Genomic DNA, 22830 nt, shown 5'->3' with positions numbered 1-22830 from the left:
ACCCCTTGGTTACAACTTTTTCCAATAAGCTTAGGAAATCTACCCCCGATGCCGATATATGATTTAAATCATACATCGCATTCAGAGGAGATATCCTCTATACTAAAATGCATGACCCGATATGAGGTGAACCCATGACTTTCAATGTTGATAATTGCAAACGATGCGATAAGGTGTTCCAGAAATACTATTCGGAATATTGCCCTGAATGCTACACCTTCATCCGCTCCGAGCTGGAACGTTGTGCAGAATATCTGAAGAACAATCGCAAATGTACGATCCCTGAGCTGAGTAAAGCTACGGAAGTATCCGTCGGCAAAATCATTAAATATATCAATGAGGGCAAGCTCTATTCTCATGATTATCAGAATTTGACTTACCCCTGCTACTTCTGCGATACGCTGATTCATCGCGGTCACTTATGCAAAACCTGTGCTTTGCAGTTCAAGCTGGAAGTTAAACAGCTCTTTTTGGAAGACGGTTACGAATATGATGAGTCGACGAACCAAGTTCGCAATGTGAATAAAAAAGCAGACTGGAACAGCGTGGACAAATTCACGGTGGGCAGCCATAAGAAGAAATAGAATAAACGAAAAGACTGCCAGCATGCTGGCAGTCTTTTTGAATTTCAGATGAATTATTTGAAAGAGGCATATCCTTGGTCTGCCATCACAACACTACCATTGATTGCTTCCGCATCAGGTAGGGAAATGAGATAAACCGTGTTTGCTACTGTCTCTGGTTGCGTCAATTCTCCTCCGATAACTTTGGCACGCATACTGTCTAACATGCCTTTGTCTTTGAACCCTTGAATAATCGGTGTATCCACTGCGCCCGGTGCAACAGCGACGACGCGAATATGATGTGGCGATAGTTCCAACGCTGCGGATTTACTCATCATGATGACCGCGCCTTTGGTCGCATGGTAAGCAAATGTACCCGGTGAAGCAAGGAATCCGAATACAGATGCGGTATTGATAATGACACCTTGGATGCCAAGCTCTTTCATTTTGTTCCCTGCGGCCATAATACCGTAAGCAACACCATGTTGATTCACGTTAATCGTCCGGTGGTACAAATCCATATCTTGCGTCAACACAGGACCTGCGCCTCCGATTCCTGCATTGTTGAACATGACATCGATCCGACCGTATACTTCTACGGCTTTCTCTACCAATGCTTCTACTTCTGCTTGTTTCGTTACGTCAACTTTGACAAATACGGCTTCTCCACCCGTACTCTTGATATGCTCAACTGTCTCTAGTCCGCCCGCTTCATTGAAATCGGCTACAACGACCCGATCTCCTTCTTTGGCAAATTTCAAACATGCTTCCCGACCAATCCCGCTCGCTCCACCTGTGATAACTGCCACTCTATTCGTTGCCATATAAAATACCTCCAATTTGGTTAAATTAGTGATGTTTCTCATTGCTTGATTTTATTTTACCCCTGCTCTATGATTAAGTATATTTAAACCTATTAACCGATACTTAAGGAACTCTAAAGGGGTAATCACGATGCAGCTAGAACAATTGACTTGTGTGATTGAGGTAGCCAAGACAGGTTCATTCACGGCCGCAGCGCATAATTTGCATGTAACGCTCTCGGCTGTCAGTCAATCGATCTCGAACTTAGAGTCGGAGTTGGGGGTATCCTTATTCGTACGCTCACGTATTGGCGCAACCCCTACACCTGAGGGGCAAGTGTTGATCAAAAAGGCATTCGAGGTAGTCGCTAAGGCAAACGAATTGCGAGAAGAAGCAGCCGGCTATGCCAACACACAGCATGGAGAATTGCGGCTTGCCGCCTTCCCGGGTCCCTTATTGCTCGCTATGGATGCGATTCTGGATTTTAAGCGCGACTATCCTTACATCCAATTGGATATCAGCGAGAAAGGCATTGAGCAGATCATGGATGATGTTCGTCACAACGAAGTCGATCTCGGTCTTGTGATCTTATCGGAGCATTTTCAACATAAGAGTGGGGGGCTGCAGATTGGTCGGCTGCTTCAAGGGCGTATGGTTGTCGCTGTCAATCGCAATTCACCGCTCGCGTTAAGTAAATCCGTCACGTTGGATGATTTGAAGCACGAGGGGCTTGTACTATACAACGAAGATTATCTCACGGGGTTCATGGAACGGTATAAGTCGAAGCTCGATCCTTCCAATGTGCTCTTCTATACCAACAATACCTCAGCTATTGTCAAAGCTGTCCGAGATGGCATGGCTTCAACCATCGGACTCAACTTCTCCTTCTTGAACGAACCTTCGGTGCGGCAAGGCGAGATTGTTACGGTGAACCTGGAGATCGAGAATATGGATCCGGTTCATTTGGGATGGGTACGTGCGGAAGGGAGACATTTCCCTAAGGCATCCGAGCTGTTTATCCAGAAATTGAAATACCGCCTGGAGCAATTCGGGTAGACGAATGGAAAAGACTATCCGTCGTGCGGATAGTCTTTTCAATATATCACTATGAAATGGCTGCCACCCATACATCCTTGAAGTCAATCCAGCCCAAGGAATTCATGCCCACACCCCGCACGCTTTGATGGAATTGAGTGTTTAAATTTTTGTGAAGCAGGAATAGAATCACTCCCTCATCATGGATTCGTCGCTCAATGGCAGACAAATGCACCCACCGTTCGGCTGCGTTCTGGCATTCCAGGGTCCGATCAATCCTGGAAGAAATCCAACGATTGAAGTCTCCTGGCATGAACTCCTGCGCGAGGCCTCCTTCCTGTTCATACATTTCCAACAAGCATACCTCTTCTTCTGCCAGAACGAACTCATTTAAAATGCCGTCTGCTTTCATCAAAATATCCGGGTGCCTTATGGATTGCCATGTCTCGATTTGAACCTCAATCGTAATGCCGAATTCAGCAAAATACTGCTGCAGCCACAACAGATCTATCTCATGGACCTTACGCGTCATGATCGTAATCGGTTTTCCGTCATATCCAGCTTCGCGCAGCATTGTTAGGGCGTAATCCGGATCAAACATATCATGTTCATAGGGCGTATTATCATCTGGATAAAACCCGCGGGCCGGATACATGCGGTCCTCTCCCAATTCCTGAATCATTCGCTGCCGATCCAACAGCAAGTCTAATGCCCGTCGAAAAGCGAGAGATCGCTGGGGACCGTCTTTCCGCATATTCCAATGAATCAGATTGCATCCGCGTGACAGCCACTCAATCCGTTTCCACTCCGCATCCGTGGTGGTCTCCTTATGGTCATGTCCATACATTAATCGCGGCCATTGGGTATCCTTCGGTTGGCAGGCCTTCTCATCCGGTATAAAAGCGATGATGACGCCGTCCAAATGCGGACGCCCCTGAAAATAAGCATGATGCGCCTGCAGCACACATTGATTCTCCGTCCATTCGATAATCCGGAAAGGTCCCGTCCCGAGCGGAAGTCTCCAATAATGCTCCTCACTCAAGCCCCCCAGATCCCAAGGCAGAATCGATAGAGATGCTGAGCACAGGAAACGAAGGAATAGCCAATTTGATCGGGTCAAATGAATCCGTACGGCATAATCGCTAAGCTTCTCCACCCGATCTAGCGTACGCATCATCCAGCTCTGGATCTTCCCTGTCCGTAATCGTTCCAGCGTAAAGACAACATCCTCGGCTACCAATTCGCGTCCATGGTGGAATTGAATCCCTTTGCGAAGATAAAATGTCCAGACGCTCGCATCCTCATTATGCTCCCAGGTATGCGCGATACTCGGCGAAAAATGACTTCGAACCGCATCATATTGAACAAGCCGGTCGAAAATTTGCCGCGCCATGTGCGAGTCAAATGCGTACACCAACTCTCCTGTGTCCAGCGTATTAATAGGGCGGTATACAGGAAAGCGCAGCATATCCGCCTCGTTCTTCCCTTGCCAAGACTCCGTCCGGTAACCGAACTGCGTATCGAGCCAGTCCATGAACTTGCTCTTGACCTGCGTCTCTTCACTGTAGGCATGCAATAAATCAAAAGCTTGCTTATATTCACCGCGTTCCGCGTGCTGCTGCGCATGTTCCAGGACCAGATTGTCTTTATCAGCTAGAAACGTGAGACGGGACAAATTGCCCCTTCCTCGGCCGGCTTGCCATTGAATCCACCCTTCTTCTTCCAACCGGCGAATGATGAGCTTCACGTTCCTTACCGTACAATACAACGTCTCTGCGAGTTGCTCGAGCGACACCTCCGCAGTCATGCCAACCTTGCCGTCCGAGCTCCCGAATTTATCAAATAACACCGTGTAACGTTCAATCATCTGCATGTTTTCGTCACTCCCCCCTCCATTTTATGACCCTAAAAGAGGAAATATTTTGATAAAACTATACTCTTTTTCTGCCGGCTTGGCGAGAGGATAATGAACTCAAGCAAAGGGGGAATCACCATGACACTATCCGAAATGTATGTTAAAGAACAACTAACGGTTTTCCATCAACAAGATATTGATAAGCGGGATCGGAGCGGATATTACCTGCATCGCAAAGCCATCCAATCCGCAGCTAGATTGCGCAAGCAGAGCTTGCTCGGTTTCTTGCGGAAATCACGTCTTCTGTTCCATAATAGAACATAACTGATATGGAACGAAAAGAGGACCACTGCTATGAAAGATCATCATTTAACAAGTCTGCGCAACATCCTGCTGCTTGACCGAACCCAAGACCTAAGCGAGACCGACATCTTATATCCGTTTGCACTGGATGAACTGTTGTGTCGGCAGACGGGAAAAGGCGGTCCCGCAATCTGCCATCTCTGGCGCCATCCACATGCATTCGTCTTAGGGCTGCGCGACAGCCGCTTACCCCAGGCGAAGGAAGCTCTCCATTGGTTGGCTTCGCTCGGTCGTTCCACAGCCGTGCGTAATACGGGAGGAGCCGGTGTCCCGCTGGATCCCGGAGTAATCAATATTTCACTTATCTTACCGAAAACCGCTGGAGATGACCGCCATTTTCATCAAGATTTCGAACAAATGTATACTCTAATTCGCGAAGCGTTGCGCGAAACGGGATATCCTGTAGAAAAAGGGGAAATTCAAGGCGCATTCTGTCCTGGTGACTATGACTTAAGTATTGCGGGTCGTAAATTCTGTGGCATTGCACAACGGAGGCAGGCGAAAGCTTATATCGTGCAGGCTTTCGTGATTGCAGAAGGCTCAGGCCGCGAGCGTGCCAAGCTTGCAAGGGAATTCTACGAACGAGCGGCTATCGGCGCTGCACAACCTGACTATCCCATCGTTGAGGAGCAAAGCACCGCAAGTTTAGAGGAACTGGCACACATCGGTCCACACGCTGCGCAGGCCTTTATTGATGCGATCAAGCGAGTCATCCGAGAACAGCAATCCAGGGATGAAGCAGATCGTATCCTACCGAACGGGATCATTCCCACATCCGAAGAAATCCATGCGATGGCAGCCACATTGCGCCAGCGATATGGCATCTCATAAGAAAAAGCGTGCCCTCCCCATGTTGTTTCATCGAGAAGACACGCTTTCTGCTGAGTTGCGATGGGTGCCAAGCTTACGCGCTATGGCTAACCACCAGTTGATATTTATTAAGCGAAGCACCTAGCATATATTCTTTGCTGTCACCCGCACCGCGATGAGATTCACGGAAGGTATCACTGGATGTCCAGTTCTTGAATGCCTCTTCGTTCTCCCATACTGTACACACTTTCAGTTCTTCTTCGCCTTCTTGCCCTTGTCCAAGCCATGCTTCCATCCGTACAAAACCCGGCATCGCCTGAACGCCTTTCGCTTGCGCGAATCGTTCTGCGACCTGACTGCCAAAGCCTGCTTTAATGCGAATCGTATTGGTTACAACTAACATCTTATCGCCTCCGCTACGGACCCTTAGGAATCATCCGTGTATAAGTTCAATGGACAGATTTTCCTGTCCACTCCATTATAACGAAATGCACACCGCTAAAACAAATCTCCAAACCACTTAAACAAATCGCCAATAATGGGGATTAATCCGAAGCCGTGTGCCCCAATCGCGACCACGCCGTAGGCCCACTCTCCAATACTTACGACCCCGAGCGCTGTCTCGGCAATGGCTACCGCACCCAAAGCCCACTCCCCGATAGCCACAGCACCTACGGATAACCAGGAAGCAGCCACGGCACCCGCGGCGAATGATCCGCTGATGGCGACCGCCCCTAACGCAAGCCACACCCCAAGCGCTACGGCCCCGAATGAAAGCACGCCTAAACTTATCGCCCCAATTGAAATTAAACCTACCGCGATATCGCCCACAGCGATGAGGCCAATCGCGACTTTCGGCGACGGTCGGTGACCGCCGCGATATTCTCCCATACTACTGCGTATGCTGATTACCGGCAGTTGTGGAGAAGGCCATTGATAATCTACCTCACCGCCATGTCCGAACCGACTCGTCACAAATCGCATAAAAGGGTGCATCCACTGCATCATACAACATCCCGTCCCATTCTATCGTATCGTTATCTATCATCCAATTACTTCTATTGTACAAACCATTCCGCAGGAATAGAATCGGGCTGTAAAAGGAAAAAGACCTCGGTCTAGAGACCGAGGCCAACCATGTTCGATTTCCTTGCAAGCTGTCTTCTCCTGCTACGGTTTCATAATCATAAAGATAAACAAGATCACTCCTAGTGTAGAGGCAGCATAGAAAAGGTTATTGATCCTATTCACGGTGTGCTGCTGTTCAGCCGGGAATCGCTGTAGCCGCTCATTCGCGGGGATTAAGAGCCATTGTCTCAATTTGCCCATAGCAGGGGTTATGAAACCAAGCACGATGATCTGGATCAACACAAATAGAATGAGTGATCCCAGCAACCATAGCTGTGTGAAAGTTCCGTACGAACCAGCGAAGAATAACCACAAGCCGCTTAAGACTGCGATGGACCCGCCGATTTTCGGAAAAAAATCCAGATATTTCGTGATTTGAAGCGCAGACCGATATTCGGCAACCGTCTGATTGCGACGCATCAGCACATGTCCGAAGTACGTTGGTCCAATACCGATAATCGCAGATAATACGTGTACCAGAACTAACAGCTGCAGCCAACTCATCAACCATCCTCCTTTTCTCCTCATCTTACGTGACCGACTACGAATTAAAGCCTGTTTATATAAATTTTAGGTATATTCTCTTGACTTAGAGTAAACTCAAACCCCTACAATACAAGGCATCTACTAATTCTGGATCGAGGAGAGATGCAAAATGATGAACGTACGTGTGATTGTAACAGAATATGGTGGGCCGGAAACATTGAAAATCGTAGAGGAGCCGCTGCGCCAGCCACTGCGGGACGAGGTTCGAGTCCGTGTGCAAAGCGCCGGAGTTGCGCTTGCCGATATTATGCGAAGAGAGGGCAAATATCCCGGCTCACCGCCTACACCTTTTACACCGGGATACGATGCGGTTGGCATTGTCGATGATCTCGGAGAGGACGTGCTGCATGTCCAGAAAGGCGACAGAGTCGCTGTTTTTTACAACGGTACTGGAGGTTACGCGGCCTATGTTTATGCGAAATTCGACGAGCTATACCCGGTACCAGCGCAAATTGACGCCGCGGCAGCAACGGCGATCATTCTGAATTATGTCACGGCTTATCAAATGTTGCATCGACTCGCGGGCGTTTCCGCAGGGGACCGTATTTTGATTCATGGCGCAAGCGGAGGGACGGGCACCGCACTGCTTGAGCTTGGCCGGCTAGCGGGCGTTGAAATGTTTGGTACCGCTTCGGCTGCCAAACACGACGTCGTCACCCGATATGGAGCGGTGCCGATCGACTACAGAACAGAGGATTTTGTTGAAATTGTGCGCGGAATGGCGCCGGAAGGCATGGACGCCGTATTTGATCCGATTGGCGGAAACAACTGGGAGCGGTCATTCCGAACACTGGGTACGGGTGGACGCTTCGTTGGCTACGGATACACCTCAGTTCTCGGGCAGACTGACTCCGGCGGTTGGGTCAACGACTGGACGAACCTTGCTACCAAAAAAATGACCCCCGAGGGCAATCCCGCTTACCTGTATTCCTCCACAATGTTGAGAAAAGAGCGGCCGGAATGGTTCCGCGAGGATTTGGCACGCGTGTTCGACCTGCTTGCCGAGGGACAAATCAATCCGATTATCGCTGCACGGATTCCGCTGCGTGAAGCAGCGCGGGCGCATAAGCTGCTTGAAACGTCTCAAATTGCTGGTAAAATCGTTCTTATCACAAGTTAATCATAAATAAAGGCGGTGATGCGATATGTACACGATCGGCGAAATCGCGAAACTGTCGGGTATAACAGCTTTTACGCTTCGTTATTACGAGAAAATCGGACTGCTGCCGAGACCCCGGCGCCAGCACGGGAAGGAAGCCGGAATCCGACAATACGACGACGCGGATTTACGGTTTATCCGGTTTATTCACGGTCTGAAGCAGACGGGAATGAAGCTAGAGGATATCTCGAATTTTACGAAAGACGGCTGCCTGCTTACAGCGCAGCGTGAGGCCGATTTCGATATCGACGATACGTTGCATAAACGGATCGAGATTTTAGACCAGCACATCGACGAGTTGGACCAACGGATGAAGCAGTTGGAAGCTGTGAAGGGGATCGCACTTGAGAAAAGAGCGTTCTACTTCAACATGCTAAATGAACAGAAGAGTAAGGCAGAAGAAGAGGGACGATGTTAATAAGCAGCAAAAACCAGTCTAACACGTTATTTTCGTGTTTTGACTGGTATCGGCAGCTTGAAGTCACCTTAGGAAGGTGTCTTTTCTGGACGAATCGTCGGTTCTGCTGTGTCTTGCGCGCGTTCATAAGGCACGACATAGTCGTCCTTTCCCGCTCCAAGACCAAATATCGTAAATAGAAATAACGTAACAAACAGAGAAATGTAGGAGACCGTCCAGCTATTCGTCATATCATGAAGCAATCCGAATAACATCGGTCCTACGGCTGCAATTAAATACCCAATAGATTGTGCCATACCGGACATTTCAGCGGCTTGCTGTACCGTCCGCGTACGAAGCGCAAAGAACATCACCGCTAGGCTGAATCCAGCGCCGCCCGCAATCCCAATCAAGGAGACCCCGATTGCCGTGAGCACCGATCCTCCAATAATTAATGTTGCGTACCCGATACCAAAACCCGATACGACAAGCGCTACGAGCAGACGTTGGCTGCGCATTCGGCTTGCAATGATAGGCGTGAACAAGGAAGCCGGAAGACTCACCATTTGTAGCAGCGACATCATCCATCCAGCCGTCGTAATACTCATACCCTGCGCATGCATAATTTCCGGCAGCCATGTGATATTGACATAGAAGAGGAAAGACTGGAATCCCATAAATAGCGTCACGCACCAAGCCAATCTGGAATGCCAAAGATTGATTTTCTGATGGGCCTTGCGCGCCCCTGATGCAGCGGCGGTTGAATGGCGTAATTGAGGCAGCCAGATGAACATAGCAATGACGGCAAGCACGGCCCAAACCGCTAAAGCACCGTGCCACCCTAATCCTGCATTGTCTGCAAGCGGAATGGCGATCCCGGAGGCTACGGCTGCCCATAAGTTCATGAAGGAGGAGTAGACCCCGGTCATGAGACCAACTCGATCCGGGAAATCTCGCTTAATCAAGGTGGGAACCAATACATTCCCAACAGCAATCGCGAGTCCCAAGAGGGCTGTTCCGACGAATAGCGTCGTTACCGAAGCCATGTACCGGATCAGAATGCCGATCGTGAGGACAATCAGACTTAAAAAAATCGTTCGTTCCATACCAATACGCTGCGAAATCTTAGGCACTAAGGGAGATAGCACAGCAAAAGCTAACAAAGTAAGTGTGGTCAACAACCCAATTACGGTACCAGATAAGCCCGTATCTTCACGAATCATCCCGACCAGCGGGCCTAAACCTGTAATAGGCGCTCGCAAATTGGCTGCAATCAGCATGATGCCTATAAATAATACAACTAAATTTCTTGTTCCTTGTTTCTTCATGTTTCCTTACTCCTTACATCAAGTGCATCTGAATGTCACTCATCGATAGTTGAATTAAGCGGTGAACCGTATCCACAGCCGCATCAACGTTCTGTTCTACGATATATTTCACTAAATCAGCATGAATCTCATCATGCTGATGCTGAAGCTCGCTTGCCGGGTGGATGGTGGCCTTCACCGTTTCGGTCATATGCTCATAGAGATCAATCAGAATGCTGTTATGCGTTGCTTGAACAATCGCTTTATGCAGCTCCAAATCAACTTCAACGTATTCGGGTTTCCCACCCGCATCCTTATGATTCATCAAACATTGTTGGAGATATTCAATGTCCTCCTCTGTTCTGCGCTCTGCAGCCAACCGGACAGCTTCTCGCTCGAGGGCATACCTGACCTCCAATATTTCCATTAAGTCAGACTTCTTGAACCGACGGTTCAGCGCCGCGCCCAAATCGCTCTTCGAGCACACATACGTGCCATCGCCTTGCCGGGCTTCTAATAATCCCGCATGGATAAGCGCCTTGACTGCTTCCCGCACCGTGTTGCGACTCACGCCCAATTGTTCTACCAATTCAGGCTCTGCGGGGATCCGCTGTCCCACAGCCCATTCACCGGATTGAATCAGTTGGTCCAACTGAGCAGCGATCTGTTCCGTTAGGGTTACACGTGTTGCCTTTTGTAATTTCAAATTCATACCTCCAAACATAGGATGATTGGTCATTTAAAAATAACATAGGCGACACATCGAGGCAAGAACTAATTATTTCATGCCAAAAAACACCCTGCAGGGCAGAATGGTAGATTTACTACCTATCCCGACCCTGCAGGGTGTTTTTGATACATATCTATGAGTTCTATTTCCTAGATTCGAGTTAACCTTTTAATCCGTTATAGATCGCTCCGAGCAAACGATGCGTTGTATCGCAGCTGTACTCCCAGAACATCACGCCAGCTAATTGCTGATCCTTCACATAGCTGCATTTGTGATGAATAGACTCTTCGTCATCATAGGAGATGAGACTTTGACCGTTGAACAGATAAGGCGCGCGAGCTTCCTCATCCCAGTATCTTGTGTATCCGTTCTTATTAATATATTCTGCGGTAAGCGTCGTAAAATCAGGACCATACCCGCCCGTTGTCCCTGCCATTTGATGGAGGCCATGGTTACGGTCAGGCACTTGATGCCATACCCGGGAGTAAAAGGCCGCCCCGATCACGATTTTCTCGCGGGGGACGCCTGCCCGCATGAATAGATTCACCGATGCTTCCGTACTGATCCGGAATAAATCACCGGTTGGTGTGTACAGATTCGTATGATGCCCCGTCAGAACCTGGAACCCGCCGCGCATGTCATATGTCATCAACTGGATGAAATCCAAATACTGCTGGACTTGGTCCATCTCGGTACCATCGATATAATATTGATCCGCTCCTGCGGCAATCGTTAGCAAGTAGTGCTTGTTATCCTGCGCGCCTTTGCGATCCAATGCTTCGCGGATCGTCTTCAGAAGCAGCGTGAAGTTCTTCTTATCGTCCGGGCTTGAGTGAATGTCTGCTTCGCCATAACATGGATACTCCCAATCGAGATCGATGCCGTCGAGCGGGTATTCCGTTAATGCACGAACGGCCGATTCAGCCATACGCTGTCTTCCCACTTCGGTAGATGCTGCCTCCGAGAAGCCTCCTGCGCTCCATCCACCTACCGATAGGATAAGATGTAGTGCGGGATGGTTTGCTTTAATCTCCCGCAATAACTCCATATGCTGCATATGTTCCGTGCGGATTTGATCCTCACGCACATGCCCGAAAGCCAAATTCAAATGGGTTAGTTTCTGCAAGTCCTCCCGCGTCAATTCAGGAAGCTTAGTATCGACACAATAACCAGCCACAATATATTGTTGTTCCATCGATTGATCTCACTCCAATCCGTTTAAGATTTCCATACACTGGATAACACCTGCAACGCTTCTTTACTCGCACCCAATTTGTATCCAGAAGCCGTATACCGAATCTGATCCTCTCCATCCAGTACCAAAAGATGCGGGAAGCCCGCTTCACTGGCTGGAGGTTCGGAGAAAAAGCCCGGCAATAATTCATACGTGGAATCCCGGACGAACTTCGTGCCGGCAGGCAGCTTCGGATAACCGTTCGGATCGAAGGAGGCTGTCCACTGTTGATCGCCTACAATCAGAATAACGGGGGCGCCCAGCTCGGTGAGGGCGTCTTGAAGCTCCGCAAGTTCGCGGATCAAATGCTTGGATGGTTCCCGTTCCGGTTCAAGCCAAGCAACGAACGCACCGTGTGTACCTGTCAATTCACCTAAAGTCTGATCGGCTCCGTCCAGCGACGTAAGCGTACCGCTCCGATCCACCGTACCGAGCACTGGAAGATCCAGCGTAGTCTGGCGGAAGGTCAATGGAACTTCGGTCAGCTCACCCGCAGATACCGTAAAATACGTAAACCGCGCCTGCACCGTGCCATCTTTCAGACGAACACCGGATGTCAACCGATAAGAACCTTGTTCCACTTCGAAGGGCTCGTCGTATACATCGGATTTTCCATACGGGTAGACCAATGTTTTGTAGAACCCATTCTCTAGCCGGGCAAACGTAAAGTTCTCAGCATACGAAGCTGCCGGAGCGTCCGTTGAAGCGGAGAGATCCCGCAGCAAACGCAATGTACCATTGTCTGCAAGCTGTACTTGCTCAACCATGCCCTTCGTAAACGTCGCATCCTTCCAGATGCCGTTCACCATATATTGCGGCTTATGTTCGCTTGGGTGAAGACGCGCCGGGATACCTAAGCTGCGGCAGACGGCTACGAATAGAATATCAATCGAGTTCCGGTCTCCCATCTTCAACTGGAAGGTGCCTACCGGCGTTCCCTTGCCCTTCAAATTCTGAAGGTCTTCCCAGATACTCCATGTCTCGTCTATGAACTGAACGAGCTTTACAGGATCTGATTTGAACGCTGCAGACTCCGCTGCCGCGAAGGCCTGTTGGAAAAATTGCTTGTACGGCACGATCATTTCATACAGAACGCGCGGACATAGCACGTACGCAACAAAAATATCTTCCGCAAGATCTCCACGTTGTGCAAGCGAGCCTATGAGATGGTCATCCAGTGTTGGACGGAATGTATCGACAAGATCCTTTTCATTCAGGCTCTCCAATAAACGCAATGGCCACTCCCCATATTCAGGCATACGCTCCTCAAGGAATGCAGCGATTTCACGGCTGTTGCCGCGTGCTTTACGCAGTACATCCCATACCCGCTCGGTCGGAAGACCCGCGGCTTGGGCCAGCGTCGCTGCTTCAGCTTCCTCCATGAACGTCGCCTCATAGCCAGCACGAATCTTGGTTCCTTCTTCGAGACGAACATTATGACGCTGTATGCGCTCCTCAGAGATCGCATCGGCAGCATCGCCCTCGCGTTCCGGCGGCGGCACCATATCGAAGTCCCAACTCTCTGCCGGCTGTTCGTATTGGTTGATGACCAATTCCAAGCGTTCGCAGTCAGCAACCGTGATCTTCTGTTCGCCCCACTGGCCATTCTTCACTGCACGGATAACGAGGTCACCGAACCCTGTTTTGAATGACGCTTCACCCTGCTCATTGGTTGGCAGCGTAGCGATCGGATAAAATTCAGCCATATTATAAAGTTCGAAATGAACGTCAGCTCCATTTATCGGACTGCCCTGCTCATCTTTCACTACCACCGTAATCGTACGTGTCGGTGCGTATCCTTCTAACAAGTTAATTTCCGTGAACCAGTTATCCGCAAGCGTAATATCTTCCGGTCCGGGATAATTGGCGAAGATTCGCGTATTGATCAGCATGGCCCGTCGTGCCGGCGGACTGAACCAACCTTGATTCAGACGTGCTTCCGGCTCGCAAGCGCCAATGTAATACCATTCACCGTCAGCCCAAGCTTCTACCCATGCATGGTTATCATCGCAATGAGCCCAACGCGGCGTATACACTTGGCGTGCCGGAATCCCAATACTGCGCAGCGCGGCTACGGCAAGCGTCGACTCTTCACCGCAGCGTCCGCGCGCATTGCGGATCATCGTCAACGGCGAGATCGTACGCAAATCGCTGCCGATATACGTTGCTTTCTCGTGGCACCAATAGTTGGTCTCGAGAATAGCATCTGCCATCGATAAATTCCGAGTCCGATCGGCTAATTCATTGAATAGGATCCCGCGGCTGTCCTCGATATCTTCCGTATTCACACGGTAAGGCAGCACGAAATGCAAGAATAAATGATCAGGAACCCGCTCGCCCCAAGGAATTTGTTGACGAATGTCCAAGGTCGTTCTAACGTGGCTCAGAAATAGCTCACCGTTATAATCCGCCAAATCGTTCACAGGCATATAAGCAAACAAGTATTTCAGCGCCCATGTTTCTTCTTCCGTCAATGCCTCATCCAAAATACGAAATAATTGCTGTTCTCTCGCATGAGCCATCTGTCTCTTCTCACGGAATTTCCGTTCAATAAGCTCCAAAGCCTCTTGGTCTAATGAAAATACGGAGGTTTGCGTTGTCACCGTTCCTCACTCCTTCCATAGCTTTCCGTCTTCCCGGATAAACAGGGTTGCGGTTCCATCTGCTGATGGTGCTGAAATCTGAAATAATCGGCTCGTCGTCTCAATCATCGGTTGAATCGCCCATGTCTCATCACCCATCAATTGCTGCAAGTCCTTCGTAAATTGGCCATGGGCTTCGAAGTAATTACGCTCACGATAGTACAACTTGCGCAACTCCCATTTGATGCGTTCATCGGCCGGCATCTCGAACCCGTGCGGGCCTTCCTGATCCGCGAACACGACATAACCCCAGAGCTCTGGGTAATGCATGTTGATGAGGCCCATCGGCGACCATACCCAGTTATCTTCCGGATAAGGTTTGCCCGTATCCGGATTCACAACCTTGCGGTATTCGCCATCCTGAACTTCCGTGCGCCACTCCACACGGGAGAAATTCACGCGCCAGAACTCACCTTTGACAGGCGGGCGCCCTTCAGCCGCACATTCACGCAGGCTGGTCCATGGCATTGCCACCTCGACGCTCCATTTCCGGTTCTCTGCGCCCGGCTGATTCAGCTCGCCATCAATGTGAACGGCTGTCTGCAGTCCGTTAATATCCCACGCATTCACCGGAGGGCCGCCGTCACGGTACGGCTTCACTAATAGCAAATCCCAAACCGTGTTCAGCGCATTGATCTCGAACTCATAATATTGATGGGAATCCCCATCAGGATCAATGAAAATTTCAAAGTCATTGTCATAGAAAATAACGGAATCCCGCTCGGTTAACGTCCCCCAAATTTGGTCTTCGATTAACTCTGCCGCGAAATAGAAATACTGATCATCCCACAGCATTTTCACGCGAGTCTGCTTCGCTGGCTTCGGACGAAGATCGCCTTCGATATCGACGAACTCTTCTGTCCAATCCGCCGTATCCCAGAACGGTTTATCGATACGACCGTCTAGCACGAGCGGTCCCTCTGCACGTTTACATATATAATGTTTGGGAGCATATTCAATATTCGGCTCCGGCACTCCACTTCGATTCATGTTACTGCCTCCCATAGGATTTTGAACGTTCTTTACGATGGCATGCTGACCACGAGTGTTACAATCTCTGCTGAACCGACGCCAACCGCAAGGTCTGCTCCGGGTTGAACCTCTACCGCATCCACGCGATGCTCTAAGATCGTACTCTTATGAACACCTGTATACGCGAATTTCGGTTCAACAGCTAAAGTTGTCTTCGATGCTGTTGCATTAAACCACCGCAGTGCCAGATCCCCTGTCTCTTCAACGACTTTGACAGAAGATAATTCCATCCCTGCTCCGTCCCACTTGAACCAACCGTGAATAGGCTGAAGGGTTCCTTGATGTACATCGGTCTGTGCCGACATCCAAGGCACCTGATATTGATAAGCCGTCGAATAAGCCTCTTCTGGCGTTCCTTGTCCATGCGGAATAATCATGAGCTCCGCATTTCCTTGTCCAAGACATTGGGCTTCCGGTGTCGGGAAGACGCCCCAATCGCCAAGTTCTCCCACGGAGCGAAGGAGTGTAACTGCAATCGTATTGCGACCGTCACGAAGCACCTCGTATTCGTTCAGCCCTAGGTTCGCTACGGTCAAGCCCGTAGATGAATCCTTCACGCTGACGAACGCTTGTTGATGGTGACAATAGCTTGGGTTCACCCATTCTGCCGACGGTTCATTATCCCGTGTGACAACTTCGAACATGGAGTCCGCCTGATGGACAAGACTGTCTACATCCGTTGGGAATAACATTCTTAAGCGATGGTCTGTCGATTGATTATCGAACGAGCTGCTGACCTTCAATCCTTTGCCGTTTTTCTCCAGGGTAATCGTCGTTACGATGTTGAGCTTGACCGTCTCCAGCGCCCGAGCCGATCTTCTGCCCGTAAACCAGACAAGTTCGTTCCGCTCTTGCTCCAGAAGCGCGTCAGCTCCCTTCGGCACATCCCACGCATGTACAATTTGAATCGCGCAAGCATAAGGTTGATCTGAAACAACAGAAATCTCTGCGGACAGATCTGCCGTCGTGATTGCGATTTCCCCATCTGGTTGGCGATACATATATTCGTTGCCGATATCTCCGCTATCTTCATAAACGCACAAGCCGCTGTAGGTTCTACCGCTTTCTTTGTCCGTCAAGGTCACAGAACCGTTGTCTTCCACGTGTATGCGCAAATACGCATTCTCCATCGTGCGTTCATCAACCCGTAAGCTTGCCTTCGCGTTTCTAACGGAACCCGCATGAACGGAAGGAACCCATGCATAGGCTTGATGTCCGTTCGCAGGTACCGCCTCTGCTTCCAATTCGATGCGGACCCTGCGAGCAAAGTAAGGTTGGCGGAATTGGTCATCCGGCAAATCGTAACCAAAATTTAATCCAAGATCCGTCAGTGTGCAGCTTACTTCGCGACCTTCGCTGTCCACGACACGCCAATCGCCAATGACGAATTCTTTCACGCGTGACTTCATCTCATGGAATGGGATATTTTCACGGAAATAATGGCGAGCTACATCCAGTTCCACGGTCACCGTGCCGCTCCGATCCTTGCCTGTCGTATTAAATACGACGAAAGGACGCGCATCCTCTCCATACGTTGCAAAAGATGAGGTATCGATATGATTCGCAATCACCTCGATACTGTCTTGCACAATCGTCTCCGCAACATTCCGGCTTTTCTCAAAGCGCGTAACCATTTCACGGTGCACATCATCTACGCTGCAGCCGCAAATACTGTCATGCGGATGATTCTGCATTAAAGTCTTCCAAGCGTAAGTGAACAAGTGATGCGGATAGTCATGACCGAGCAGACTCGCATAAGCAGACAACGGTTCTGCCACTTTTTCCAGCATGATCTGTCCGTGTTGATTCATCTGTTTCAAGTACACGCGAGCGGAAGCCGTGTTCACAAGCGTTCCCCATCCATCCGTCCGTTGGCTGCGAAGCTCGCCGCGTACCGAAGATAACTCACGGTCCAAGGCGTTGTCTAATGACTGCAAGTAGTCAATAAAATTCGAATGAATAAATTCCGTGTCCGGATATAACTCACGTGCGACTCGAATCGCTTCGGGTAAATCCAATTGGACAGGCTGATGGTCACAGCCGTTCATGAAGAGCAATTCGCCTGTCGAAGCGTATTTCTCAGCATCCGCCAGCTTACGTGCCCAGAATGCCTTAGCTTCCTCGGGATCCGTCGGCACTTCATTGCCGTTCGAGTACCAGTTCGCAAATAAAATCCCAAGCACTTTCGAGCCATCCGGCCCTTCCCATTGCAATTCAGAGAAGGAGGATTCATAGTCTCCATCCGAGACCGTATTATTGAATCCCGTTGGCTTCACACCGCGTCCGAAGAATGCGTTCTGAATTCCTGATTGCTGCATGAGCTGAGGCGTCTGGCCGACAAGCCCGAATGTATCCGGGAAGTACCCGATTTTCGAGACGTCCCCGTAACGCTGTGCATCTTGGTGTCCAATCTGCATATTACGGACATTCGCTTCGCCGCTCGTCAGAAATGCATCCTGCAGAATATACCAAGGCCCAATGAGAATACGGCCGTTACGGATATGCTTCGTCAACCGTTCCTTTTGTTCCGGTCTTACTTGAAGATAATCTTCTAGAATAATGGTCTGTCCGTCCAAATAGAAACTGCGATACTCCGGATCTTGATCCAACTTATCGAGAAGCGTATCTACGAGTTTCACGAGACGCACATGATGTTTTTCATAGGGTAAATACCATTCGCGGTCCCAATGGGTGTGCGAGATGATATGGGCTGTTTTTTTGTTCGACATGCACTATTCCTCCTTGGAACCGATAACTTCAACTTGAACTTCATTCGGACGGTACACAGATGTGATCTGTCCAGCAGTATTGGTTGCGAAGAGAACCGAACGTTCCTGCTCCAATACGAATGCATATGTCATTCCTGTATCCTGATCTTTAATGCGGATATTCGTATCCCAAGCGTACTCGGATACGAAAGTATATAAGAACCCATCCTTGAACCGCAATTTCCGACCGTACACGCCTGCCAGGTCTCCGCCTTGAATCCACTCCAAGTCGGATTGGCAATTCGCCGCGTTCATCGCATAACGATACAATTCGGCAATCGATTCGGACCTTTCATTCAATTCGATCGGCAATGGACTCCAGATCAATCTACCTTGACCGAGCGGAATATCTACCACATCATCGCCTTGTCTTTCAAGCGAATTCGCAGCATCTCCTAGACGTCCAGCACGTACTTCCTTGCATACCTCGGCAATCCGTCGTTGACCGAAGGACAATGGAAGCTTTGTTCCGTTCACATCGATCATTTCCTCCCGACGTACATTGCGTATTTGCCCCTCGCCTAACGAGTCTTCCATACGCTTCGTATTTCTCCAGTAAGCATCGATCGAGAGCGGACCTGTCACGAGCAGCGTCGCACCTGTACGCTTCACGATATCTGTAAGCTTCTCCCAAGCCGCATCGTCAATGTTATGTGCGCTCGGGAGCATGATCAATTTCGCGGGCGTCGTGTCCAGCGAATCCAGATGATATTCGGAAATTGCGCGGAACGGCACTTTCAATTGATACGACATGACACGCGTCAGACGTGTTGTTGCTTCGAACGCGAATTTACGATTGGAGAAATCATTCGAATACGGGAAGACGGCAACAATCTCTTCGAGTGCGCGTTCTTGGAACAGATCCCGAATTTCACCCATGAACCGCCCGAAATCATAGGACACATCTGCTTCCGGCTTCTCTGTACCGTCTGCGCGAAGTGCGCCGATATGGGATTCATTCGCATTATTCATATAGAAGTTTGTATTCCAGATCCAATGGATCGCACCCGCTCCACCTGTTGCGAACGCATACGCATACTTGCGTTCCAACAAGCTTCGCAATTCTAGCTCGGAGCGTTTCGCACGGCCATCCGGCATTTCCACGTACATGATCCCGGTCTCTTGCGTCACGTTCGGCTTATGTGGTGTCTTGGTGAAGATCCCGTCCCATACGAGCTGATCGTTCAACCACCAGGAATGGACCGTCGTATAATCGACAGCTTCCTCATAGAAGAACGGAGATGGGCGTTGTGCGCCAAGGGCTTCATCTTGCCCTACCGTTACGAGATGATCCGGGCATTGCTCCTTAATCGTATCGTACAGCTGCTTCGCCCAACGGTTGTGCATTTCCATCGAGAAGAGGCAGTAATCCAACCAACGTGTTCCCTTCTTGCCGGAATGGATATCCTGCACATCAAAGTTAATATCCTGAGGACCCGGAACGACCGCAGCTGTGAAGCTTGGAAGCTGTGCAGGCGTCATATTCCATCGTTGCTGCAGGAGCTCGATGCGGCCATGACGCTTCTCCAGCCATTCCACAAAAGCCTTCTGCTCATAACGGTCACCGCATGAGCGTGGTCCGCCGGAGAAGATAAGCGCCGGATCGAACATCGACGGCTCGTTAATTAAATCCCAATCCACATGGGTTGTTGCCCGATGACGGGATACGATCGAACGAATGAACCGCTTCTGTGCTTCAACGCTTTGCGGATCCAGATAAGGGTTCACACCCTCCCATGTCTCTGGTGTGAACGAGAAGAACGTAAACGTCACTTGTAAATCATATTTCTTCGCCGTTAAGAAGAAAGCGTCAATGGCGCGCAGCACTTCTTCTGAAGCATGTCCGTCCACCTGCATCACATTCCGATAAGCTGTCCATATGCCTGTGCGAATCCAGTTAATCCCGGCATTCGCCATCTGCGCCATGTCACGATCCCATACATCTGCATTCGGCAGGAAAATGAACTTGCGTGCCACATCGGAGGCCATATAGGTCATTCCTACGATCGGAAGCGGTCGGCCGTCTTTCTCGAAATAATCCCGATTACACGTAATAGGGCTGCCTTGTGCGAGCAATTCCGGATCATTTCCCCAGAACCCCTGACGGAGAACGCGTACTTCGCCGTCTTCGGCTGTAGCTACACATACGACACGATAAAGACCGCTCTGAATATCTAACGGAACGAGAATACGGACAAAATCGATTTCCTCCGTCACTTCTGTCGCGAAGCGGTGCTCCCAATGCTGTTGTCCTTCATCCTGTTCGACCGTGACCTCGAACGTCCAGTGATCCTTGTGGTTCGTCGATTGACCTGCCTGCACGATCCGCTGCGTCTGCAGCGTAAGCACGGTGCGCTCGCCCGGTTCATAAGTGGCATAATTCGTCTTGATCCATAGTTCGGTGAGCTCCTTCGCACAGAAATTCACCCAGGAAGCCAGCGCCTCCAATCCGTTTTGCACTAAGAAGTCCGGGGATAATGTTGTATTCACGAACATCCAACGCGAACCCGCATAATCACCGCGCGTGTTCTCCCAAAGCACGATAGGCGCAGCAATCTCGCGCCCTTCCTTGCTTACTCCTTTTAGGAGCGGATACACTTGTGTACTCATCGTGCCGGCTGCACCCATTTGGTCCGGCATATCGCTATTCCGCGTCGTGTGCGGCACCAGATTCCATGTATCTTGAATCGGGAATAGGGACTCCTGTCCCGTAAGAAGTGGAATTCGATCCGATACGGTCCATGCCGTTACAGGTGTACTATCCACACGCAATGTCTCATGAATATATAATTCTTGGTGGTAAGCCGTCTGCTCGCCTTCAATCTGCCAACCGTCCGCCTCTAGACGCACAGGTTGTTTGAATGGCGCGCCGCCGATACTTACCAACCCGCTGCCTCTTTTCAAGAAAGCAACAATCTCCGGCCAAGCCGATTTCGGAAAATAAGGCGGATGCAGGTTGACGAAGCAACCTGCATCCTCTGAACGTAATGCTTCCGCCAAGCCTTTCGCATCCACGACAGAACCGATTTTCCCTAACCCTTCAATCGCTTGGCTGTCCATCGCTGCATGTCCAGGAAACGTAGAATCATAGAAAATAATGACCGGACGGCTCATAGAATCCCTTCTTTCATCGCCTTATACACGAGTTGAGAGAATAGGCTGTTCGACCATGCGAACCATGATCTTGTAAAGATTTTCGGATCATCCGAGTGGAATCCTTCATGCATATAGCCTGTGTCCGCATCGGTTGCTTCGAGCATGGCAATCATCTCTAGCTTCTCTTCCTTCGTCGTAGCCGTGAGGCCTTGCATCGAAAGCGCCATATGCCAAATATATCCGTCCGGCGTATGCGGACTGCCGATTCCTTTGGCCGCCTTACCCTCGAAGTAGAATGGATTCTCTTGGGACAAGGCAAAACGTCTTGTATTCTGATAAATCGGATCTTCCGCCGATACATAGCCCAAATAAGGAATCGACATTAATCCCGGCGTACCCGCATCATCCATAAGACAATAGTTGCCGAAGCCGTCTGTCTCATAGGCATAGATCGGGCCGAACTCAGGATGGCGGTAAATGCCGTACAGCTGAATGCCGTGATCAATATCTGCTTCCAGAGCCTTAAGCTCCTTCAAGAAATCCGTATCCCGGAATACCCATTCCGCGAATTCTTGCATGTGACGCAATACCACGACAGCGAACATATTCCCCGGAATGTTGTAGTGGAAATCACACGCATCATCGCTGGAACGGAAGCCGGACCATACCATGCCGGTATAATTCACAGGCATCCCTAGGCCGTTATTGCGCAGGGAATCCTCGGGGATCCCGTTATCCCGCGTGAAACGGTACGGAGATTGCTCGAAATGGCGCTGCTCTGTGACGAACAAGTCATAAATGATACGCATCGCTGACTTGAAGCCTGCATCGAAAATATCCGTTAAGCCAGTCTCTTTCCAATACGCATACGCAAGTCGCATCGAGAAGCACAGGGAGTCAATCTCGAATTTACGCTCCCATACCCAAGGTGACATCTCCGTGATGTCGGCCTTGTTCCAATGCCAATCATTCGCAGATTCATTGAATGCATTCGCGTATGGATCAATGTGAATATATTGAATGTGGCGTTTGATTAACCCGCTAAGAATCCGCTGCAAATCCGCATCTTCTTTGGCGAACGGCACATAGTGCATCACTTGTTCTACAGAATCACGAAGCCACGAAGCTGGAATATCGCCCGTAATGATGAATGTCGTCCCGTCTTCCATTAATTTCGTCGTGGTCTCCAACGTGTTCGGAAAACAGTTCTTGAATAACTGCAGCAGCTTCGGACGATGCGCAAGCTTCTCTTCCGCTTCTTGCAGCACCTCTTGAATCGCTTGGGGAAGCGTTAGTTCAGGCATCTTAATCCGAGGCAATCTGAATTGTTCCATCGTCATACTCCTTTATCGATTAAGCTC

At 49.8% G+C, this 22830-nt stretch carries 19 protein-coding genes; 6 read left to right on the top strand and 13 right to left on the bottom strand.

Features of this window, described 5'->3' with window-relative positions; all coding sequences use genetic code 11:
• Positions 1-134: 134 nt before the first annotated feature.
• Positions 135-584: a hypothetical protein gene (locus tag BVG16_RS09845; RefSeq protein WP_078498373.1), complete on the top strand. Its 450-nt coding sequence runs from the start codon at positions 135-137 to the stop codon at positions 582-584.
• A 53-nt stretch (positions 585-637) separates the two neighbouring features.
• Here the strand turns inward: BVG16_RS09845 and BVG16_RS09840 are convergent, their stop codons facing one another.
• A complete protein-coding gene (locus BVG16_RS09840; RefSeq protein WP_078498372.1) occupies positions 638-1387 on the bottom strand; it encodes an SDR family NAD(P)-dependent oxidoreductase in 750 nt (249 codons plus the stop codon).
• A gap of 130 nt (positions 1388-1517) precedes the next feature.
• Between BVG16_RS09840 and BVG16_RS09835 the strand changes: the two genes are divergently transcribed.
• Complete coding sequence (locus BVG16_RS09835; RefSeq protein ID WP_078498371.1) at positions 1518-2423, top strand: LysR family transcriptional regulator; 906 nt, start codon at positions 1518-1520, stop codon at positions 2421-2423.
• A gap of 49 nt (positions 2424-2472) precedes the next feature.
• Here the strand turns inward: BVG16_RS09835 and BVG16_RS09830 are convergent, their stop codons facing one another.
• Positions 2473-4275 carry an ABC transporter substrate-binding protein gene (locus tag BVG16_RS09830; protein WP_078498370.1) on the bottom strand — a complete coding sequence of 601 codons (1803 nt, stop codon included), beginning with the start codon at positions 4273-4275 and terminating at the stop codon, positions 2473-2475.
• Between the two features lie 120 nt (positions 4276-4395).
• Here BVG16_RS09830 and BVG16_RS09825 point away from each other — a divergent pair, with 120 nt between their 5' ends.
• Both BVG16_RS09825 and BVG16_RS09820 read left to right on the top strand, forming a co-directional pair.
• Positions 4396-4581, top strand: coding sequence for a hypothetical protein (locus BVG16_RS09825; RefSeq protein ID WP_078498369.1), 186 nt, complete (start codon positions 4396-4398; stop codon positions 4579-4581).
• Between the two features lie 30 nt (positions 4582-4611).
• Entirely contained in the window at positions 4612-5451 is an 840-nt protein-coding gene (locus BVG16_RS09820) for a lipoate--protein ligase family protein (RefSeq protein ID WP_078498368.1), read from the top strand.
• 73 nt (positions 5452-5524) lie between these two features.
• Here the strand turns inward: BVG16_RS09820 and BVG16_RS09815 are convergent, their stop codons facing one another.
• The 3 genes from BVG16_RS09815 to BVG16_RS09805 form a co-directional block, all read right to left on the bottom strand.
• Positions 5525-5833: an antibiotic biosynthesis monooxygenase gene (locus BVG16_RS09815; protein WP_078498367.1), complete on the bottom strand. Its 309-nt coding sequence runs from the start codon at positions 5831-5833 to the stop codon at positions 5525-5527.
• A gap of 95 nt (positions 5834-5928) precedes the next feature.
• Entirely contained in the window at positions 5929-6438 is a 510-nt protein-coding gene (locus BVG16_RS09810; protein WP_078498366.1) for a hypothetical protein, read from the bottom strand.
• A 162-nt stretch (positions 6439-6600) separates the two neighbouring features.
• On the bottom strand, positions 6601-7062 hold the full coding sequence (locus BVG16_RS09805; RefSeq protein WP_078498365.1) for a DUF2269 family protein: 462 nt from the start codon (positions 7060-7062) through the stop codon (positions 6601-6603).
• 151 nt (positions 7063-7213) lie between these two features.
• On the opposite strand from BVG16_RS09805, the gene BVG16_RS09800 reads away from it, so the two are divergent.
• Together BVG16_RS09800 and BVG16_RS09795 are read left to right on the top strand one after the other, a co-directional pair.
• Positions 7214-8224 (top strand): medium chain dehydrogenase/reductase family protein, encoded by a 1011-nt coding sequence (locus BVG16_RS09800; RefSeq protein ID WP_078498364.1) that lies wholly within the window; start codon positions 7214-7216, stop codon positions 8222-8224.
• A gap of 25 nt (positions 8225-8249) precedes the next feature.
• A complete protein-coding gene (locus tag BVG16_RS09795; protein ID WP_078498363.1) occupies positions 8250-8681 on the top strand; it encodes a MerR family transcriptional regulator in 432 nt (143 codons plus the stop codon).
• Positions 8682-8749: 68 nt separating this feature from the next.
• On the opposite strand, the gene BVG16_RS09790 is transcribed toward BVG16_RS09795, so the two are convergent.
• The 8 genes from BVG16_RS09790 to BVG16_RS09755 form a co-directional block, all read right to left on the bottom strand.
• The gene (locus tag BVG16_RS09790) at positions 8750-9988 is read right to left on the bottom strand and encodes a CynX/NimT family MFS transporter (RefSeq protein ID WP_078498362.1); all 1239 of its coding nucleotides are present in this window, start codon (positions 9986-9988) and stop codon (positions 8750-8752) included.
• A 13-nt stretch (positions 9989-10001) separates the two neighbouring features.
• Positions 10002-10673, bottom strand: coding sequence for a FadR/GntR family transcriptional regulator (locus BVG16_RS09785; protein ID WP_078498361.1), 672 nt, complete (start codon positions 10671-10673; stop codon positions 10002-10004).
• A gap of 184 nt (positions 10674-10857) precedes the next feature.
• Positions 10858-11892, bottom strand: coding sequence for a glycoside hydrolase family 18 protein (locus BVG16_RS09780; RefSeq protein WP_078498360.1), 1035 nt, complete (start codon positions 11890-11892; stop codon positions 10858-10860).
• A gap of 23 nt (positions 11893-11915) precedes the next feature.
• Positions 11916-14534: a transglutaminase domain-containing protein gene (locus BVG16_RS09775; protein ID WP_078498359.1), complete on the bottom strand. Its 2619-nt coding sequence runs from the start codon at positions 14532-14534 to the stop codon at positions 11916-11918.
• Positions 14535-14540: 6 nt separating this feature from the next.
• Complete coding sequence (locus BVG16_RS09770; RefSeq protein ID WP_078498358.1) at positions 14541-15563, bottom strand: carbohydrate-binding family 9-like protein; 1023 nt, start codon at positions 15561-15563, stop codon at positions 14541-14543.
• A gap of 32 nt (positions 15564-15595) precedes the next feature.
• Positions 15596-18334, bottom strand: coding sequence for an alpha-mannosidase (locus BVG16_RS09765; RefSeq protein ID WP_078498357.1), 2739 nt, complete (start codon positions 18332-18334; stop codon positions 15596-15598).
• A gap of 3 nt (positions 18335-18337) precedes the next feature.
• Positions 18338-21487, bottom strand: coding sequence for a beta-galactosidase (locus BVG16_RS09760; RefSeq protein ID WP_078498356.1), 3150 nt, complete (start codon positions 21485-21487; stop codon positions 18338-18340).
• Positions 21484-22803: a glycoside hydrolase family 125 protein gene (locus BVG16_RS09755; protein WP_078498355.1), complete on the bottom strand. Its 1320-nt coding sequence runs from the start codon at positions 22801-22803 to the stop codon at positions 21484-21486. The genes BVG16_RS09760 and BVG16_RS09755 overlap by 4 nt, the downstream gene beginning before the upstream one ends.
• Positions 22804-22830 lie beyond the last annotated feature (27 nt).

This window comes from Paenibacillus selenitireducens (genome assembly GCF_002021565.1).
Classification (GTDB): Bacteria; Bacillota; Bacilli; order Paenibacillales; family Paenibacillaceae; genus Paenibacillus_K; species Paenibacillus_K selenitireducens.
The sequence above is the reverse complement of the archived record's forward strand: the minus strand, read 5'-3'. Positions and strand labels throughout refer to the sequence as shown.

Coding starts and splice junctions, on each gene's coding strand:
- BVG16_RS09845 (WP_078498373.1), top strand. CDS start 135: ATGACTTTCAATGTTGATAATTGCAAACGATGCGATAAGGTGTTCCAG.
- BVG16_RS09840 (WP_078498372.1), bottom strand. CDS start 1,387: ATGGCAACGAATAGAGTGGCAGTTATCACAGGTGGAGCGAGCGGGATT.
- BVG16_RS09835 (WP_078498371.1), top strand. CDS start 1,518: ATGCAGCTAGAACAATTGACTTGTGTGATTGAGGTAGCCAAGACAGGT.
- BVG16_RS09830 (WP_078498370.1), bottom strand. CDS start 4,275: ATGCAGATGATTGAACGTTACACGGTGTTATTTGATAAATTCGGGAGC.
- BVG16_RS09825 (WP_078498369.1), top strand. CDS start 4,396: ATGACACTATCCGAAATGTATGTTAAAGAACAACTAACGGTTTTCCAT.
- BVG16_RS09820 (WP_078498368.1), top strand. CDS start 4,612: ATGAAAGATCATCATTTAACAAGTCTGCGCAACATCCTGCTGCTTGAC.
- BVG16_RS09815 (WP_078498367.1), bottom strand. CDS start 5,833: ATGTTAGTTGTAACCAATACGATTCGCATTAAAGCAGGCTTTGGCAGT.
- BVG16_RS09810 (WP_078498366.1), bottom strand. CDS start 6,438: ATGATGCAGTGGATGCACCCTTTTATGCGATTTGTGACGAGTCGGTTC.
- BVG16_RS09805 (WP_078498365.1), bottom strand. CDS start 7,062: ATGAGTTGGCTGCAGCTGTTAGTTCTGGTACACGTATTATCTGCGATT.
- BVG16_RS09800 (WP_078498364.1), top strand. CDS start 7,214: ATGATGAACGTACGTGTGATTGTAACAGAATATGGTGGGCCGGAAACA.
- BVG16_RS09795 (WP_078498363.1), top strand. CDS start 8,250: ATGTACACGATCGGCGAAATCGCGAAACTGTCGGGTATAACAGCTTTT.
- BVG16_RS09790 (WP_078498362.1), bottom strand. CDS start 9,988: ATGAAGAAACAAGGAACAAGAAATTTAGTTGTATTATTTATAGGCATC.
- BVG16_RS09780 (WP_078498360.1), bottom strand. CDS start 11,892: ATGGAACAACAATATATTGTGGCTGGTTATTGTGTCGATACTAAGCTT.
- BVG16_RS09770 (WP_078498358.1), bottom strand. CDS start 15,563: ATGAATCGAAGTGGAGTGCCGGAGCCGAATATTGAATATGCTCCCAAA.
- BVG16_RS09765 (WP_078498357.1), bottom strand. CDS start 18,334: ATGTCGAACAAAAAAACAGCCCATATCATCTCGCACACCCATTGGGAC.
- BVG16_RS09760 (WP_078498356.1), bottom strand. CDS start 21,487: ATGAGCCGTCCGGTCATTATTTTCTATGATTCTACGTTTCCTGGACAT.
- BVG16_RS09755 (WP_078498355.1), bottom strand. CDS start 22,803: ATGGAACAATTCAGATTGCCTCGGATTAAGATGCCTGAACTAACGCTT.